Raw genomic sequence first — 14450 nt, forward strand, 5'->3', positions numbered from 1 at the left:
CGAGGCAGGTTTCTTTGAGAACCTTGCTCAGCCAGCCTAGACCTCGTCCAGGCACCTATCCAGTTACCGCATGGCAACCGTCGTTTTTCAGGAATCGGGGCGGTCGATCCTTGCGGATCGCCGCCCCGTTTCAGGCACTTAGAGACGCCTTAGGACTTCTTCACGAGGAAGTAGAACTTGCCGCCTTCTTCCTTGTGTTCCATCAGCTCGTTGCCGGTCTGCTTGGCGAAGGCCTGGAAGTCCTTCACGGCACCCGGATCGGTGGCGATGATGTGCAGAACCTGACCGGATTCCATGGCCGCCAGGGCCTTCTTGGCGCGCAGGATGGGCAGCGGGCAGTTCAGGCCGGAAGCGTCGAGTTCTTGGTCAAAGTTGGCCATGGTGTGTCTCCTTTAGTGCGTTACCAAAATCAGTTGGGTGCTGAGGTACCAATCGTGGCGGTTCGGGGACCACGACGATCGAACCCTTGCCAGCCGAATTCACCCTTATAGGGGAAACGGGATCGGAATACAACCGAATTCTAATCCGGGGTGACGACCGACTTGCCGGCCTGAGCCCACGCCACGATACCGCCACGCAGGCTGTTTGCGGTCTCCAGCCCTTGCTGCGCAAGAAACGCGCAAGCCTGGGCGGAACGAGCGCCACTCTGGCAGTACAGGACCAGCGGCGTGTCGCCTCCCAGAAACTCGTCCTTGCGCAATGGCAGAACCGTCAGCGGCACCAGCTCGGCGCCAGGAATCACGCCGCGGGACGTCTCGCCAGGGGAGCGTACATCGACGAGCCGAAAGGACTTGCCTTCCGTTCGCCACTGCTCGAGTTCGTCGGCCGTAATCTCCGAGAATCCGTACATGCGTCCCACTCCAAGTGTGCTGAACCGCATCTGCCTGCCTCGCTCGCGGGCCTCGACAGATGGCACCGGTCACGAAGGATGGGCGCGGAGAATAGCGAAACGGACCACAAATGCAAACTTGTCCGACGGTCGGCAGGTGGTTTGTTCTCTCGCGCACAGAAGTCGTGCTATCGTTCCGAGTTGAAGGAAAGACTGATGGACGCACCCGACTCTCGGGCGGGCTCGTCCAGACGATCAACCCCCTGATTCATTCGCGGAGGACTTTGCGGTGGACAAGAGCGAATTCCAGGTCAACGGCCACTACGCCGTGACCATGAAGGACGAAAACGGCAAGCTGCGCCCGGCCAACATCTACGTGCACAGCATGGAAGACGAATATATGATCGTGCGCCGCACCTCCGGCGGTGACGTGGGTCTCCTGTTCAAGCTGAAGTACGACGACGTGGTCAAGATCGTGCGCACCCACAAGGTGCTGGACCGCAAGAAGTTCATGATTCCGGAAGCGATGCTCAAGCCGAAGCTCTGGGAAACCCGTGACAGCATGCGCACCTACTCTTCGGCTCCGGGCCTCGGCAAGTAACCGACCCCGCGATGCCAAGACCCTTCGGAGGCCGGCCCCAACGGCCGGCCTCCGTCGTATGAAGACACGGCTTCTCACGCTACTTTCGACCCTGCTCCTGGTACTCACGCTGGGGGCTCCAACGGTTTCGGCCTCCGGGACCGCCCTGCCCGATCTGGGCGAGGCCTCCGGTGGCGTACTGACCCCCGCGGAAGAGCGCGAGCTCGGCCGCTCCCTGCTTCGAGAGATCCGACGGTCCCTGCCACTGGTGACCGATCCGGAAGTTTCCTTCTACGTCGACTCCCTTGGCCGGCAGCTGCTCGCCAATGCCCCTGACGCAGATGGCCCGTTCTACTTCCTGACGATCGACAACGGTCAGGTCAACGCCTTTGCGATGCCCGGCGGAATCATCGGGGTGCACTCCGGACTGATGCTCGAGGTGCGCGACGAGGCCGAACTGGCGGCCGTCATGGCCCACGAAATCGCGCACGTCACCCAACGCCACCTGGCCCGAATGTTCGCGCGCGGGCGCGAGGTCAACTTCACCACCGGCCTGGCCATCCTCGCCGGGGTCCTGGCATCGATGGCGGATCCCACCTTGGGCTCGGCCATCATCACCGGCGGTGTCGCGGGCGGTATCCAGCAACAGATCAACTTCACCCGCGCCAACGAGGCCGAGGCCGACCGCGCCGGCATGCGCATACTGGCCAGCGCCGACTTCGACCCGAACGCGATGGCGGATTTCTTCGAGCGTCTACAGGAACTCTCGCGCGGCGTTGGCGACGCGGTGCCCGAGTACCTGCGCACCCACCCGGTCACGCTCGACCGCATCACCGACGCCCGCAATCGCGCGGCCGGCCTGCCGGCGGTCGATACGCGCAACCGCGGCCCCGAGTTCCAGTGGATGCAGGCCCGCACCCGGGCCCTGAAGGACCCGCGCCGTGCGATCGAGATCCATCGCGGGGCCTCGGACCCGGCCCCGCACCAGATCTACGGCGCAATGGTGGCTCACCTGGAGCGCGGCGAACTGGACCGCGCCGCCGAACGGCTGGAGGAAATCCCGGTCGAGGAGGCCCCCGGGATGACGCTGGAGCTGGCGCGCGTCGCACTGGAGCGCGAACGCGGCAACCACGAAGCGGCGCTCGAGATCCTGAATGACCTGGACGCGGTCTACCCCGGGCACCCGGTCATCCGCGAAGTGCTGGCCCGCGTGCACCGAGATCTCGACAACCCCGACCGCGCCATCCGCATCGTCAACGAGATGATCCGCAATGAACGCGCGCCCAACCCCGAGTTGCTGCGACTGAAGGCAGACATCGCGGATGGGGCCGGCTATATTGCGGTCAGCCGCGAGGCCATGGCGGAATATTTCTTCCACCGCGCGCAATACGAAGAGTCAGTACGCCAGTTCGAGGCCGCCATCGACGCACGCGATGCCAGCGAGCGCGATATCCAGCGGATCGAGGACAAGCGCGACACGGCCAAGGAAACCGCGCGGCAGGCGCGCGAACAGCGCCGCTAGGGTGACGCCGCCCCCCACGAAGATTCGGGGCTCGGTCAAGGGCAGACATCAGCATCCGTCACGGCCAGAAACCGGGGAATCCGGTTCTTGAGGCGCTGCGGGCTGACTACGGCTTCATACCAGCCGGGCGTCGCGCCGGTCGGCAAGGAAGCTCCATACCCAGGGAATGTTCCACAAAGAAATAGCGTCTAGATTGCTGCTTCGAGAAACCCAAAAATCACAATAAACTACTGTAGAGAGAGGTAGGACCCTCATGCATATCTCACGCCGCGAATTCATGCAGCTGCTGGCCGCCGCCAGCGTGGCCGGCTTCCCCCTGGCGGGCTGCGCCAAGGCCACCAATGGCAAGTACGGCACCTCGGGAGACCCGTACGACATGCTGGATCGCTTCGGCAATGTGCATCTGCTGCACTACACCGACTGCCATGCGCAGCTCAAGCCGATCTATTTCCGCGAGCCCAACGTGAACCTGGGCGTAGCCGATATGCGCAACCGCCCGCCGCACATCGTCGGCGAGCACTTCCTCAAGCACTATGACGTCGAACGCGACAGCATCTTTGCCCACGCCTACACCAACCTGAACTTCATGGAGGCGGCCGAACAGTACGGTCGTGTCGGCGGCTTCCCGCAGCTGAAGACACTGGTCAAGAAGCTGCGCGACTCGCGCCCGAACTCGCTGTTGCTGGACGGTGGCGACACCTGGGGTGGCGGCTCGGGCACCGCGCTGTGGACCAATGCCCAGGACATGGTCGATGCACAGAAGCTGCTGGGCATCGACATCATGACCGGCCACTGGGAATTCACCTACGGAGCCGACCGTGTGGAAGAAGTCGTCAACGGCGATTTCGCCGATGCCGGGATCGACTTCGTCGCCCAGAACGTGCGCGACGTGGACTGGGGGGACCTGATCTTCAAGCCGTACGTGATCCGCGAGTTGAACGGTGTCAACGTCGCCGTGATCGGCCAGGCGTTCCCCTACACCCCGATCGCCAACCCGCGCTGGATGGTCGAGCAGTGGTCGTTCGGCATTCGTCCGGACGACATGCAACGCCAGGTCAACGCCGCGCGCGAAGAAGGCGCCGAGATCGTGGTCGCGCTGTCGCATAACGGCATGGACGTGGACATCAAGATGGCGGGCATGGTCGAGGGTCTCGACGCGATCATGGGCGGTCACACGCACGATGCCGTCCCGCAGCCGCTGCCGGTAGAACGCCCCGATGGTGGCACCTGCCTGGTGACCAACGCCGGCTCCAATGCCAAGTTCGTTGGCGTGCTGGACTTCGATTTCCGCGACGGCGAGATCAAGGACTGGGAATACCGCCTGGTCCCGGTGTTCGCCAACCTCCTGGACGAAGATCCGGAGATGGCCGAGTTCGTCGACAACATGCGCAGCCAGGAAGTCACCTACGACGGCGACACCTTCAACATGGAAGAGAAGCTCTCCGAAGAGCTGGCCGTGGCCGAGGACCTGCTGTTCCGTCGCGGCAATTTCAACGGCACCTTCGACCAGCTGATCTGTGATGCGCTGATGGAGGTCCACGATGCCCAGATCGCGTTCTCGCCGGGCTTCCGCTGGGGCACTACCGTACTCCCGGGCATGCCGATCACCTTCGAGCACATCATGGACCAGACCGGCCTGACCTATCCGGAGACGACCCGCAACGCCATGACCGGCGCGCAGATCAAGGACATCCTGGAAGACGTCGCCGACAACCTGTTCAACGCCGACCCGTTCTACCAGCAGGGGGGCGACATGGTGCGCGTGGGCGGCCTCCGCTATGCGATCGATCCGGAAGCCGAGATCGGTAGCCGCATCTCCGAGATGGAGCTGGGCGGCGAGAAGATCGATCCGGACAAGGAATACGTCGTCGCCGGCTGGGCCAGCGTCCAGCAGGAGCCGGCGGGCGGTACCGGCACGATGATCTGGGACAACGTCGCCGAGTACCTGCGCAACCAGTCCGACGGTGTTCGCATCAGCAAACTCAACGAGCCGAAGGTCAAGGGCATCGGCGAGGACAACCTCGGCTATGTCCCGACGACCGAGGACATGTACCGTCCCTCCTGATCCTGCCGCAGGTCCAGGAACGAGAAAGCCCCGCGATCGCGGGGCTTTTTTGTGGGAGATTGCCGGTCTTACTGATTGACCCAGCGTCCCTGCGCATCCCTGCACGCCGTACCGTTCACCGTTTCCGGCTGTCCGTTCATCGTCGTCTGCACCTGGTACTCGCGGCAGTCCTGCCCGGACGCCTGATAGGTGCGCGTGGGGGTGGCCTGATACTGGTACCCGGTATTGGGGTTCTGCCAGGTGGATGCCCGATGATCCGGATTGTGTTCCAGGGCATGCGAGACCTGCTGGCGATCGACCTGGTCCATGGTGCGCCCAACGGAGCCGCCGATCGCTGCGCCGGCCAGCGTACCCGCGATGATCGCTGCGGTCCGCCCCCGACCACCGCCGATCTGGGAACCAATGACGCCGCCGGCCGCACCACCGATCACTGCACCGGTCTGCTGTTTGGTGGGCGGCGTCTGGCAACCGGCGAGCAGAAAGGTCACGCTCGCCACCGCCGCTAACAACACTGTCTTCTTCATCTCTGCCTCCGTTGCGCGGCCACCGGACCGCACTGCACAACTGCATCATTCAAGTTAGCGGCGAAGACCTGAACGCTGCGTGAAAATCCGGGCACGCAAAGCCGGCGGCTGAATGTGACCTCCAGGCCGCAAAACTTCCAAGCCGTTCAAAACACGTATGAGAAACCTCGTATTCATGTCTCAGAATCGCCCCCCTCCGCTGTCGCTTTCAGGCATCCCTTCCTAGACTGTCCTCCGGTAAAAGACACCCCCCGGTGAAGTGAGGAACGTGACCATGATCAAGAAGATATTCGCCACAGCCATTGTTGCCAGTGTGTTCGTAGCCGGCCCGGTGATGGCGCAGTCCGCCGGCGCGGGCGCCAGCGCCAGTGCCCCGCAGGGGAACCCCAGCTCGCCGGTCGCCGGTGGCACCCCCTCGGGTGGCATCTCCGCAGCCGCGCGTTCGGAACCGGGCGCGGTGTCGCGTATTGCGACCCGCTCCGGTCGCCTGGTGGGCCTGATTGCCTCCACCGGTACGACTCCGGGTACCGGTACCACCCCGGGCACGGGTACCACCCCCGCTACCGGCACTCGGTAACGAACGCCCATGCGAACCAATTCGCACTTCCTTCGCGAAGGCCGCCTCCGGGCGGCTTTCGCATGTCTGGGCCTTGGAGTTTTCGTGAGCCTGGTCACGGGCTGCGGTAGCGGGGGGCCCACGCCGCTGGGGGCATCCCTGCAAGGCATGGTCACGGGCGGGCCGGATGTGAGCTCCCGGGCAGAGGAGATTCCCTATGCGTCGCTCGCGGTTCGCACCGAACACCATCAGGGGTTGCTGATCCTTGGGGCCCTCTCCGACGAACACACCTTCTGGCCGAGTGCCGAGGGCCTTTCGCTGCAGCTGCGCGACGGGGGGCTGTTTGCCACGTCCGGTCTCGAACAGGACCTTCTGGGAACCCACCACCCCGATGCCGATGCCCCCCCCTGGCGCCAGGCAAGCCCCGCCACCTACCAGGTCGAACGGCATGTCCGCGCACCCTCCGGCGCCATTGTCCGCCATGTCGGCGAGGGCACCCTGGACTGCGGGACTCGCACATCGCGGGACCTCCCCCTCGTGACTCTGGAACTCGAGCGCTGCCGCGAGCGTATCGACTGGGAAGGTGCCGGAACGACTCGCGCCGATTTCTGGCGTGACCCCGAAACCCGCGATCTATGGGCATACGACGGCCAGGCCTGGCCGGATGGTCCCTCGATCGCCTGGCAGGTGGCTCGCCCCTGGTGGTAGCCCTCGCAGGAGGCATGATGCAACGCCATTTTCATCCCATGTGGCTGGCCGTGGGCTTGCTGGCCCTGGCCCCAACGGTGGGCTCGACCGACGACACGCCGGTCCCGCCCTCGCTCGCCGAAACCTGGGTGACCTGGCAGGAAGAACTGTCCGAACCCATCGACTGGGCCTACGGTTTCGCCCTGCGTAGCCGCGATGTACGCCCCATCGACCACGAACGCCGACGGCTCCTGGCCGAAATCGAACTGATCGGACAGACGATGGACATCGGCGGACGCCCCGAGGTGGCCCGGGCACTCGATTCCTGGAGCGAAACCGTCGAGGCGATGGAGGCGGCTCCCAATGTACGCAGTGCCGAGCGCCTCGACCTGCCCTGGCTCCTGGCCAATCTGCGCCACGCGCCCGACCCGTCCGGCATGGAGCACATTGGCTACTGCACCCCGCCCGACTGGGTGGAGCTGTGGTCCCTGGATGGTGTGGACCGCCATGAATGGACCCCGGGGATGACCCTGCAGGACCTGCTCGCCAAGCCCTCGCGCACGGCGCTGCGCGGCACGGACACGGCCGCCGTGGTTTCGCCGGTCGGCGAGGTCCACGTATTCGGCGCCGCGCCCTGGAACCGTGAGGACACCGCGATCGCCCCCGGGACCCGGGTGATGACGCACCTCCATGTCCGTGACCTGGGGGGGTCGGTAGAGGGTGACCTGCTCAACCAGCGCCTACCCCGCTTTCTTGCGACCCGTTTGCCGGGCGACAACTGCACACTTCGGAAACTGCCATGAACGCTACACCTTTGCGCATGCGCCGCCGCAGCCTGGTGGTCGCCGTGCTCCTCGGCCTGGGCCTGCCCACGGCACAGGCCGAGGAATTCGGACTCGGCCAGGGCCAGCGGGATACCGGCGGGATCGGTCTGATGCAGACCCCCACGGCCCGCACCGGTGATGCCGGTCACTTCGCCGCCGGCTGGAACCGCACCTACCCCTACCGTCGCTGGAGCGTGTTCGTACAGCCGCTCGACTGGATGGAACTCGGCTTTCGCTATATACAGGTCGAGAACCGACCATATCTGGCCGCCGGCGATGACGACCGTTACAACATCGACAAAGGCGCGGACATCAAACTCCGCCTGGTCGAGGAGAGCCGCTATATCCCGGAAGTGGCCGTCGGTTTTCAGGACCTGGGCGGCACGACCCTGTTCGGTGGCGAGTACCTGGTTGCCAACAAGCGCTGGAACAACTTCGACTTCTCCCTGGGGATTGGCTGGGGTTACCTGGGCAATCACGGCGATATCGAATCACCGCTTGGCTGGATTGACGACAGCTTTGACGAACGCCCACGGTCCGCCGGGGGTGGTCAAGGCGGCGAGGTCGCCACGCACCAGATGTTCCGTGGCCCGGCGGCCCTGTTCGGGGGGGTCGAGTACCAGACGCCCTGGGACCGCCTGCTGCTTCAAGTCGAATACGAGGGCAACACCTATCAGCAAGAACCTCAGGACAACGCCCAGGAACAGGATTCCCGCTTTAATTTCGGCGCGCGGCTGAAACTGACCAACAGCATTGAGCTGCATACCGGCTGGCAGCGCGGCAATACCGCGATGGTGGGCCTCCATTTCACGACCAACCTGGCGCGGCTCTCGCAGCCCAAGGCCGACGACCCGGCCCCAGTCGACCCCGCCCATGTGGAGCGCCGCGACTGGGATGCGGTGGCCACGGACCTCAATACCAATGCCGGGATCTACGTGACCGAGATCCGCCAGGTCGGCGACACCATCGAGGTCACGGGCGAACCGGCCCGTTACCGCAACCTGAAGCAGTCCGAAGGGCGGGCCAACCGTCTGCTTGAGGCGCAGGCCGATGCCGGCATCCACACCTTCCAGTACCGCTGGCAGACACTGGGGCTCGACCTGCGCGAGAGCCTGCACGACCGGGAGGCCTTTGGCCGCGCACTGGCCTCCGCGGATCACGAGACCGACTACCGGCACAGCGTGCGGGTACGCGATATCGAACCTACGACGAACAATGATCGCGGCGAGGTCCTTTACGAGGCCGAACCCCGGCGCTTCGAATGGGGCGCAGGCCCCTCTCTGGAACAGAACTTTGGCGGCCCCGACGGCTATCTGTACCGGCTGTCCGCCTATCTCGATGCCAGCTATCACCTCGCCCAGGGCACCTGGATCTCGTCCATGCTCACGACAACCCTGGCCGACAACCTCGAGAACTACGAATACATCGCCGATTCCGAGTTGCCCCGCGTGCGCACCCACATCGGCGACTATCTCGCCGAGACCAGCGTAGGCATCTCCAACCTGCAGGCCACCCACACCAAGCGACTGGGCAAGAACTGGTACGCGATGGGCTACGGTGGCCTTCTGGAGATGATGTACGCGGGTGTCGGGGCCGAGGTCTTGTACCGGCCGTTCAACAGCCGCTGGGCCATCGGCGTCGATGCCAACTGGGTACGCCAGCGCGAGTTTAACCAGCAGTTCGGCCTGCGGGACTACGAGCAGGTGACTGGGCATGTGACCACCTACATCGACACCGGCGTGCAGGACATCCATGCACGGGTGAGCGTAGGCCGCTATCTGGCGGGCGACCTCGGGACCACCCTCGACTTCTCGCGCGAATTCGCCAATGGCGTGCGGGTCGGCGCCTGGTCGACCTTCACCGATGCTGGTGACGATTTCGGCGAAGGCAGCTTCGACAAGGGCCTGTACCTGTCGGTCCCCTACGACTCCTTCTTCTCCACCTCCAGCCGCAACCGGGCCAACATCGCCTGGCAGCCGCTGACCCGCGACGGTGGTGCGCGCCTGAACCGGCGTCATCAGCTGTTCGACATCACCGAAGAACGTCAGGTCGGCCGCTACTGGGACGAGCCCGACGCCACCTGGCGTTAATCCCCCGGTGTCCGGGGCGTCGCGCCCCGGACACCCCTTCCCTCCGATTGACGAGACGCCGAGTCAGGCGCGTGTGCGTTCGCACTCGCGCCCCCCGGCTTCCCTCCCCCTTGCCACCTCCGACGCAGTTGGGACAATCCCGGCACACCTGCGCATTCGCGCCGGGCGCGAATCCATGACAGGACAGCCCGGCACCAGCCGCACCTCCCAGGGAATGTCGATGGCGACATACTGGTTACGCCCTCTCGCCTCGGCGCTCCACCACGCTCCGCAGGCAGACGCGTGCGTGTTGATCGTCCGACGACCCTCGGTCACACCCGCCTGTTCGGCCTCCTGCCAGGCGAGGCGCTGATTGAATCGCGCGTCCGCGCTCTACTCGCGTTTGCGTACGAACAAGCCACGGTGACGGCCGTACCGTCATTCTGCCCAAGGGAGCCGCAACGCCATGTCCGGGGGTACGCGCCTGCCTGGCCCAAACCTGACCGACAACCGGCACCATCACGTTCGCTGCACTAGCCCGCCGCGCCTGCGGCCATCGCGACCACGAACACTCATGGCTCGCGATCCACGCCGCATTCCCCGATGGGTGATGTGCCACAAACCAAAAAAAGCCCCGGCAATCGCCGGGGCCACGAAGGAATCAATCGGGGCCGCCGCTTCGCGGCCCCGCGATCCGCTACTTGTAGGAGTAGTGGTAGTAGCCGTAGCCGTAGCTGGTCGAGGCCTTGTACTCGATCGAGTTCAGGATACAGCCACGCACATCGATCCCCGCCGCATCGAGACGGCGCCGTGCCGATTCGATCTCGCGCAGCGGGTTCAACTGGAAGCGCACCACCATCAAGGTGGTCGAGCACTGGCGTGCGACCACGGCCGCATCGGTGACCGCCAGGATCGGCGGCGTGTCGATCAGCACCAGGTCGTAATCCCGGCTGAGCTGTTCCAGCATGCGGCTGAAACGGTCGCTCATCAGCAACTCCGACGGGTTCGGTGGCGCGCTGCCACGGGCGATGTAGTCCAGCCCCTGGATGTCCGTGCGGCGCAGCACGCCTTCCAGGGATTCCTGGCCCGCCAGAAACTCCGAGAGTCCCCCGTCGCTGCGCTGACCGAAGGCGTGGTGTACATGCCCCTTGCGCAGATCGGCGTCGATGATCAGCACGCGCTGCCCCGCCTGGGCACAGACGGTCGCCAGGTTAACCGAGACAAAGCTCTTGCCCACATTCGGGCTCGGACCGGTAATCACCAGGCGGTTGTTTTCGGCCTCCAGCATCGCGAAATGCAGGCTGCTGCGCAGGCCACGCAGTGCCTCGATTGAATCGTCGGCCGGATCGATCGAGGCCAGCACGCCCCCCGGGACATCGTAGCCGCGCGGCTGGTTGCTCCGTTTCACGCGGCGCAGCAGGTTCTCCTGCGCCCTGGAACGCGGCACGCTGGCATACACCGGCAGGTCGATCGCCTCGATTTCCTCCTGCGATTCCACCCCGCGGTTGAACATCCCGCGCACCAGCACCAGCGCGATCGCCAGGCCACCACCAAATACCGTGGACAGCATCACGATCAGGTTGCGCTGCGGTTCGACCGCGGACAGCCCCGCCTGGGCGTCGTCCAGGATGCGGACGTTCCCCACCGTACTGGCGCGGGCAATATCCATCTCCTGCATGCGATTGAGCAGCTGGACATAGATGTCCTGGTTGACCTCCACATCCCGGCTGAGACGCAGGATCTGCTGCTGGGTCTCCGGCAGCGCGCTGACCTCCTGGTTCAGCCGGTTGCGCTCCTCCTGCAGCTTCTGGCGTTTGTCGATCAGGGCCGCATAGGTCGGATGGCTGGCCGTGTACCGCCGGGAGATCTCGGCCTCCTCGAACTCCAGCTCGTTGAGCTGACGTTCCAGGTTGACCAGGCGGTCGAGCACGGCACGGGTCTCCTGCGAGAGATCCACGCTGTCGCGCTCCGTGCGGTACTCGTTCAGCGCATCCTCGGCGGTTTGCAGCTGATCGCGCACATCCGGGACCTTCTCCTCGAGGAACTCGAGGCTCTTCTCGGCCTCGGCGGCCTTGCGCTGAACATTCTGCGTCAGATAGATCTGGCTGATGGTGTTCAGGATGCGCTGGGCGTGCTGCGGGTCCGGATCGGTCAGGGTCAGGCTGAACACGCCACTCTCGCGGCCCTGCTGCCCCACCTCGAACTGCCCACGCAGGCTGTTGATCGCCGCCAGGCGCGAACGCCGCTGGATATCAAAACGCGCACCCGGCCCCGCATCCATTTCGGCCACACGCAGGCGCACGTCACCCTCGAAGAACTCCACGTCCTCGCCAATACGCCCCTCGCCCAGTTCGTGATCCCCGTTGATCAGGCGATAACGATCGTCATCCAGGACCTCCAGCGTAAAGGTGCGCCCCTCGTAGGCTCGGGCCACCTGGAACTCGCCCACGTTGATCGACTCGCCCGCCCAGACACTGGACTGAGCAAAGGCGGGGCGCTCCATGCCCCGGCGAACGAGGTAATCGCCCACCACCGGCATACGGTGCGGGCGTACCACCAGATCCAGTGCCTCCTGATCGACCGTGCGCCCGAGGACCATGCGTGAACGCAGGATCTGCAGCTCGGCCTCGACGCGCGGCTCCTGCCCCAGCATCTCGCGCACACTGGACAACGGGCTGCTGAAGCGTCCCATGTCCTCCACCTGCACCAGTGCATCGGCGCGGTAGATCGGGGTGGACACCGTGGCGTATACCGCGCCCGCAATGGCAAACAGTGCCGTTATGAAAATGATCAGCCACTTGTGGTCCAGCAACTGGCCGAGCAGTCGGCCAATATCCAGTTCGCCTTCCGGCACCCCGGGGGAATGGTTCTTTGTCATCGGGACTTACCTGTGTCGGAGATCATCGGTTCAGCCGCCGTGCCCAGGCATCGGCAGCCTCCACGAGTAGGGCATGAGCCTGCGCAAAGACCTCGGGGCTCTTGCCATAGGGATCGGGAATATCTCGGCCACGGCCGCCTTCCAGCCAGTGACCAAATCGCATCGTCTTGCCGAGCACTTCGGGGTGGCGCCCGCCGACAGCCTGGCGCTGGCCCTCGCTCATCACCAGCACCAGATCGGCGTGATGCAGCCAGTCCGCCTCGATCTGGCGGGCCTTGTGCGCCGTAACGTCCAGACCGTCGGCCTCGGCCAGGCGCCGTGCCTCGGGGTGGACGCCCTCCCCGACCACCGCCCCAAGGCCCGCGGATTCCACCGAGCGATCGGGCAGGCGCTCGCGCAGCAGTGCCTCGCCCACGGGACTGCGGCAGATATTGCCGGTACAAACCACCAGAATCCGGTTAAACATGGCTAGAAGTCATCCGACAGGCGACGCACGTCGCGCGTGGTACGGGAGGATTGATAAACGGCACTGACCGTGGGCAGCAGCTGGCTGATCACACGATTCCAGCGGCCCAGCGACGTCGTCGTCACATACACGATGTCCAGCGGCTCCAGCTCGAACTCGGCTCCCAGCATCAGCGCTGCGGAATTGCGCGCATCCAGCTGGTAGACGGTCGCAAGCTTGTCGCTCTCCGGTGGCGCACGGCGGATCACGAAGATGCCGCTGGCGTCCGCCCGGTTCTCGTTAAACCCTCCGGCCTGGCTGAGCGCATCCATCAGTGTCAGCTGACCGCGGCCCAGGGGCAGCCGTTGCGGGTCGCCTACCTCGCCCATCACGTAGACCTGCTGGCCGGCGGTATCCGGGACATGCAGCACGTCGCCGTCACGCAGGAGCCGGTTTTGCGACATGTCGCCATAGCGCAGCATGTCGTAGAGCGAGATGACGATCTCCTCGCCTTCCCGCGTGAGGATCACCTCGTGCCAGTTGGCATCGTCGGAAAGCCCACCCGAGTGATGGATCGCATCCAGCACCGTCAGCGGGACATTGGTCACCGGCTGCACACCGGGCTCGCGTACCGAGCCCGTCACCTGGACCTTCTGCGAGTTGAAGGCCGCCACGCGTACCTCGACCTGGGGCTCGTTCACGAAGGTGGCGAGATCGCGCGCAATCCGGTCGCGCACCTGCGACACCGTGTACCCCTCGACTTCCACGCGCCCGATATAGGGGTAAAAGATCGTGCCGTCCGGGTGCACGGTATTTCCCGACTCCACGGCCGATCGCTCGCTACCGGCGGGGATGGTCAACTCGGGGTGTTCGTACACGATGACCGCCAGCACGTCGCCGCGACCGATGCGGTAATCGTATTCAGCGACGTCCTGTGCCATCTCGTCGCTTACACGGCGAAGGTCCGGCGGGACCGAGCGCGTCTCCTGGGCCCGGATCAGACCGAAGGTTATGGGCTCGATATCGACCAGGTCCTCGACCGGGGCACTGGAGGTGCGCTCGGCAATGTGCCCGCCAGGGGCCCAGGCACACCCACCCAATATCACCAGCAGGCTCAGTAACAGGACCCAGCGTACGGGGGGGATCACGTTCATGGATCTTCCTCTTTTGCGCGGCCGCAACGCCCCTGGCGCCCACGGCCGCGTCGTCACCTTGCGATTCATCCTGGCGAGCCCCACCGGGTCCGCCTCAAGCGGGCCGACCATGTCACGAATGGGCCGGATCGTCGTCGAACTGGCGCAAAATATCGGCAGCCAACCCCTTGCGGGCAATGCCGCGACCCGAAACTTACGGGGCTGGTCACAGCTTCGACGGATCGACCTCACGTTTCCCGGAACCGGCGTTGCGGGGCCATTCCGGCCGATGCTTGAATCCATCGCGTTCACCCCATGAACGAGTGACCCGGACCCTC

The 14450-nt window shown here is 64.9% G+C and carries 14 protein-coding genes; 8 read left to right on the plus strand and 6 right to left on the minus strand.

Annotation, left to right across the window (positions count from 1 at the left end; all coding sequences use genetic code 11):
- Positions 1–149: 149 nt before the first annotated feature.
- The gene (locus F466_RS0106720) at positions 150–380 is read right to left on the minus strand and encodes a sulfurtransferase TusA family protein (RefSeq protein WP_012982044.1); all 231 of its coding nucleotides are present in this window, start codon (positions 378–380) and stop codon (positions 150–152) included.
- A gap of 140 nt (positions 381–520) precedes the next feature.
- Positions 521–850 (minus strand): rhodanese-like domain-containing protein, encoded by a 330-nt coding sequence (locus F466_RS0106725; RefSeq protein ID WP_018649036.1) that lies wholly within the window; start codon positions 848–850, stop codon positions 521–523.
- 268 nt (positions 851–1118) lie between these two features.
- Here F466_RS0106725 and F466_RS0106730 point away from each other — a divergent pair, with 268 nt between their 5' ends.
- The 3 genes from F466_RS0106730 to soxB all read left to right on the plus strand — a co-directional run bounded on the left by F466_RS0106730 (position 1119) and on the right by soxB (position 4996).
- Complete coding sequence (locus F466_RS0106730) at positions 1119–1430, plus strand: hypothetical protein (RefSeq protein WP_012982042.1); 312 nt, start codon at positions 1119–1121, stop codon at positions 1428–1430.
- Positions 1431–1488: 58 nt separating this feature from the next.
- Positions 1489–2931 carry a M48 family metalloprotease gene (locus F466_RS0106735; protein ID WP_018174693.1) on the plus strand — a complete coding sequence of 481 codons (1443 nt, stop codon included), beginning with the start codon at positions 1489–1491 and terminating at the stop codon, positions 2929–2931.
- 253 nt (positions 2932–3184) lie between these two features.
- Positions 3185–4996, plus strand: a complete 1812-nt coding sequence (gene soxB, locus F466_RS0106740) for a thiosulfohydrolase SoxB (RefSeq protein ID WP_018138346.1) — start codon at positions 3185–3187, stop codon at positions 4994–4996.
- Positions 4997–5064: 68 nt separating this feature from the next.
- Here soxB and F466_RS0106745 read toward each other — a convergent pair whose 3' ends face one another.
- Positions 5065–5520: an RT0821/Lpp0805 family surface protein gene (locus tag F466_RS0106745; RefSeq protein ID WP_018138347.1), complete on the minus strand. Its 456-nt coding sequence runs from the start codon at positions 5518–5520 to the stop codon at positions 5065–5067.
- Positions 5521–5794: 274 nt separating this feature from the next.
- Between F466_RS0106745 and F466_RS0106750 the strand changes: the two genes are divergently transcribed.
- The 4 genes from F466_RS0106750 (at position 5795) to F466_RS0106765 (ending at position 9677) form a co-directional block, all read left to right on the plus strand.
- The gene (locus F466_RS0106750; protein ID WP_018138348.1) at positions 5795–6097 is read left to right on the plus strand and encodes a hypothetical protein; all 303 of its coding nucleotides are present in this window, start codon (positions 5795–5797) and stop codon (positions 6095–6097) included.
- A gap of 147 nt (positions 6098–6244) precedes the next feature.
- Positions 6245–6784, plus strand: a complete 540-nt coding sequence (locus tag F466_RS0106755; RefSeq protein ID WP_018138349.1) for a YjbF family lipoprotein — start codon at positions 6245–6247, stop codon at positions 6782–6784.
- A 38-nt stretch (positions 6785–6822) separates the two neighbouring features.
- Positions 6823–7566, plus strand: a complete 744-nt coding sequence (locus tag F466_RS0106760; protein ID WP_018649039.1) for a capsule biosynthesis GfcC family protein — start codon at positions 6823–6825, stop codon at positions 7564–7566.
- A 17-nt stretch (positions 7567–7583) separates the two neighbouring features.
- Complete coding sequence (locus F466_RS0106765) at positions 7584–9677, plus strand: YjbH domain-containing protein (protein WP_018138351.1); 2094 nt, start codon at positions 7584–7586, stop codon at positions 9675–9677.
- Positions 9678–10353: 676 nt separating this feature from the next.
- Here the strand turns inward: F466_RS0106765 and F466_RS0106770 are convergent.
- Genes F466_RS0106770 through F466_RS0106780 form a run of 3 tightly spaced genes read right to left on the minus strand, consistent with a single transcriptional unit; the run spans position 10354 to position 14133 of the window.
- Positions 10354–12534 (minus strand): polysaccharide biosynthesis tyrosine autokinase, encoded by a 2181-nt coding sequence (locus F466_RS0106770; RefSeq protein WP_018993705.1) that lies wholly within the window; start codon positions 12532–12534, stop codon positions 10354–10356.
- A gap of 22 nt (positions 12535–12556) precedes the next feature.
- Positions 12557–13000: a low molecular weight protein-tyrosine-phosphatase gene (locus F466_RS0106775; RefSeq protein WP_018138353.1), complete on the minus strand. Its 444-nt coding sequence runs from the start codon at positions 12998–13000 to the stop codon at positions 12557–12559.
- Between the two features lie 2 nt (positions 13001–13002).
- Positions 13003–14133 carry a polysaccharide export protein gene (locus F466_RS0106780; protein ID WP_018174688.1) on the minus strand — a complete coding sequence of 377 codons (1131 nt, stop codon included), beginning with the start codon at positions 14131–14133 and terminating at the stop codon, positions 13003–13005.
- Between F466_RS0106780 and F466_RS13645 the strand changes: the two genes are divergently transcribed.
- A complete protein-coding gene (locus F466_RS13645; RefSeq protein ID WP_156820963.1) occupies positions 14132–14431 on the plus strand; it encodes a hypothetical protein in 300 nt (99 codons plus the stop codon). The two genes, F466_RS0106780 and F466_RS13645, sit on opposite strands and share 2 nt — an antisense overlap.
- The last annotated feature ends 19 nt before the right edge of the window (positions 14432–14450 follow it).

Source organism: Thioalkalivibrio sp. ALgr1 (assembly GCF_000378285.1).
Classification (GTDB): domain Bacteria; phylum Pseudomonadota; class Gammaproteobacteria; order Ectothiorhodospirales; family Ectothiorhodospiraceae; genus Thioalkalivibrio.

Coding starts and splice junctions, on each gene's coding strand:
- F466_RS13645 (WP_156820963.1), top strand. CDS start 14,132: ATGGATCTTCCTCTTTTGCGCGGCCGCAACGCCCCTGGCGCCCACGGC.
- F466_RS0106750 (WP_018138348.1), top strand. CDS start 5,795: ATGATCAAGAAGATATTCGCCACAGCCATTGTTGCCAGTGTGTTCGTA.
- F466_RS0106780 (WP_018174688.1), bottom strand. CDS start 14,133: ATGAACGTGATCCCCCCCGTACGCTGGGTCCTGTTACTGAGCCTGCTG.
- soxB (WP_018138346.1), top strand. CDS start 3,185: ATGCATATCTCACGCCGCGAATTCATGCAGCTGCTGGCCGCCGCCAGC.
- F466_RS0106725 (WP_018649036.1), bottom strand. CDS start 850: ATGTACGGATTCTCGGAGATTACGGCCGACGAACTCGAGCAGTGGCGA.
- F466_RS0106770 (WP_018993705.1), bottom strand. CDS start 12,534: ATGACAAAGAACCATTCCCCCGGGGTGCCGGAAGGCGAACTGGATATT.
- F466_RS0106745 (WP_018138347.1), bottom strand. CDS start 5,520: ATGAAGAAGACAGTGTTGTTAGCGGCGGTGGCGAGCGTGACCTTTCTG.
- F466_RS0106775 (WP_018138353.1), bottom strand. CDS start 13,000: ATGTTTAACCGGATTCTGGTGGTTTGTACCGGCAATATCTGCCGCAGT.
- F466_RS0106720 (WP_012982044.1), bottom strand. CDS start 380: ATGGCCAACTTTGACCAAGAACTCGACGCTTCCGGCCTGAACTGCCCG.
- F466_RS0106735 (WP_018174693.1), top strand. CDS start 1,489: ATGAAGACACGGCTTCTCACGCTACTTTCGACCCTGCTCCTGGTACTC.
- F466_RS0106765 (WP_018138351.1), top strand. CDS start 7,584: ATGCGCCGCCGCAGCCTGGTGGTCGCCGTGCTCCTCGGCCTGGGCCTG.
- F466_RS0106755 (WP_018138349.1), top strand. CDS start 6,245: ATGGTCACGGGCGGGCCGGATGTGAGCTCCCGGGCAGAGGAGATTCCC.
- F466_RS0106760 (WP_018649039.1), top strand. CDS start 6,823: ATGTGGCTGGCCGTGGGCTTGCTGGCCCTGGCCCCAACGGTGGGCTCG.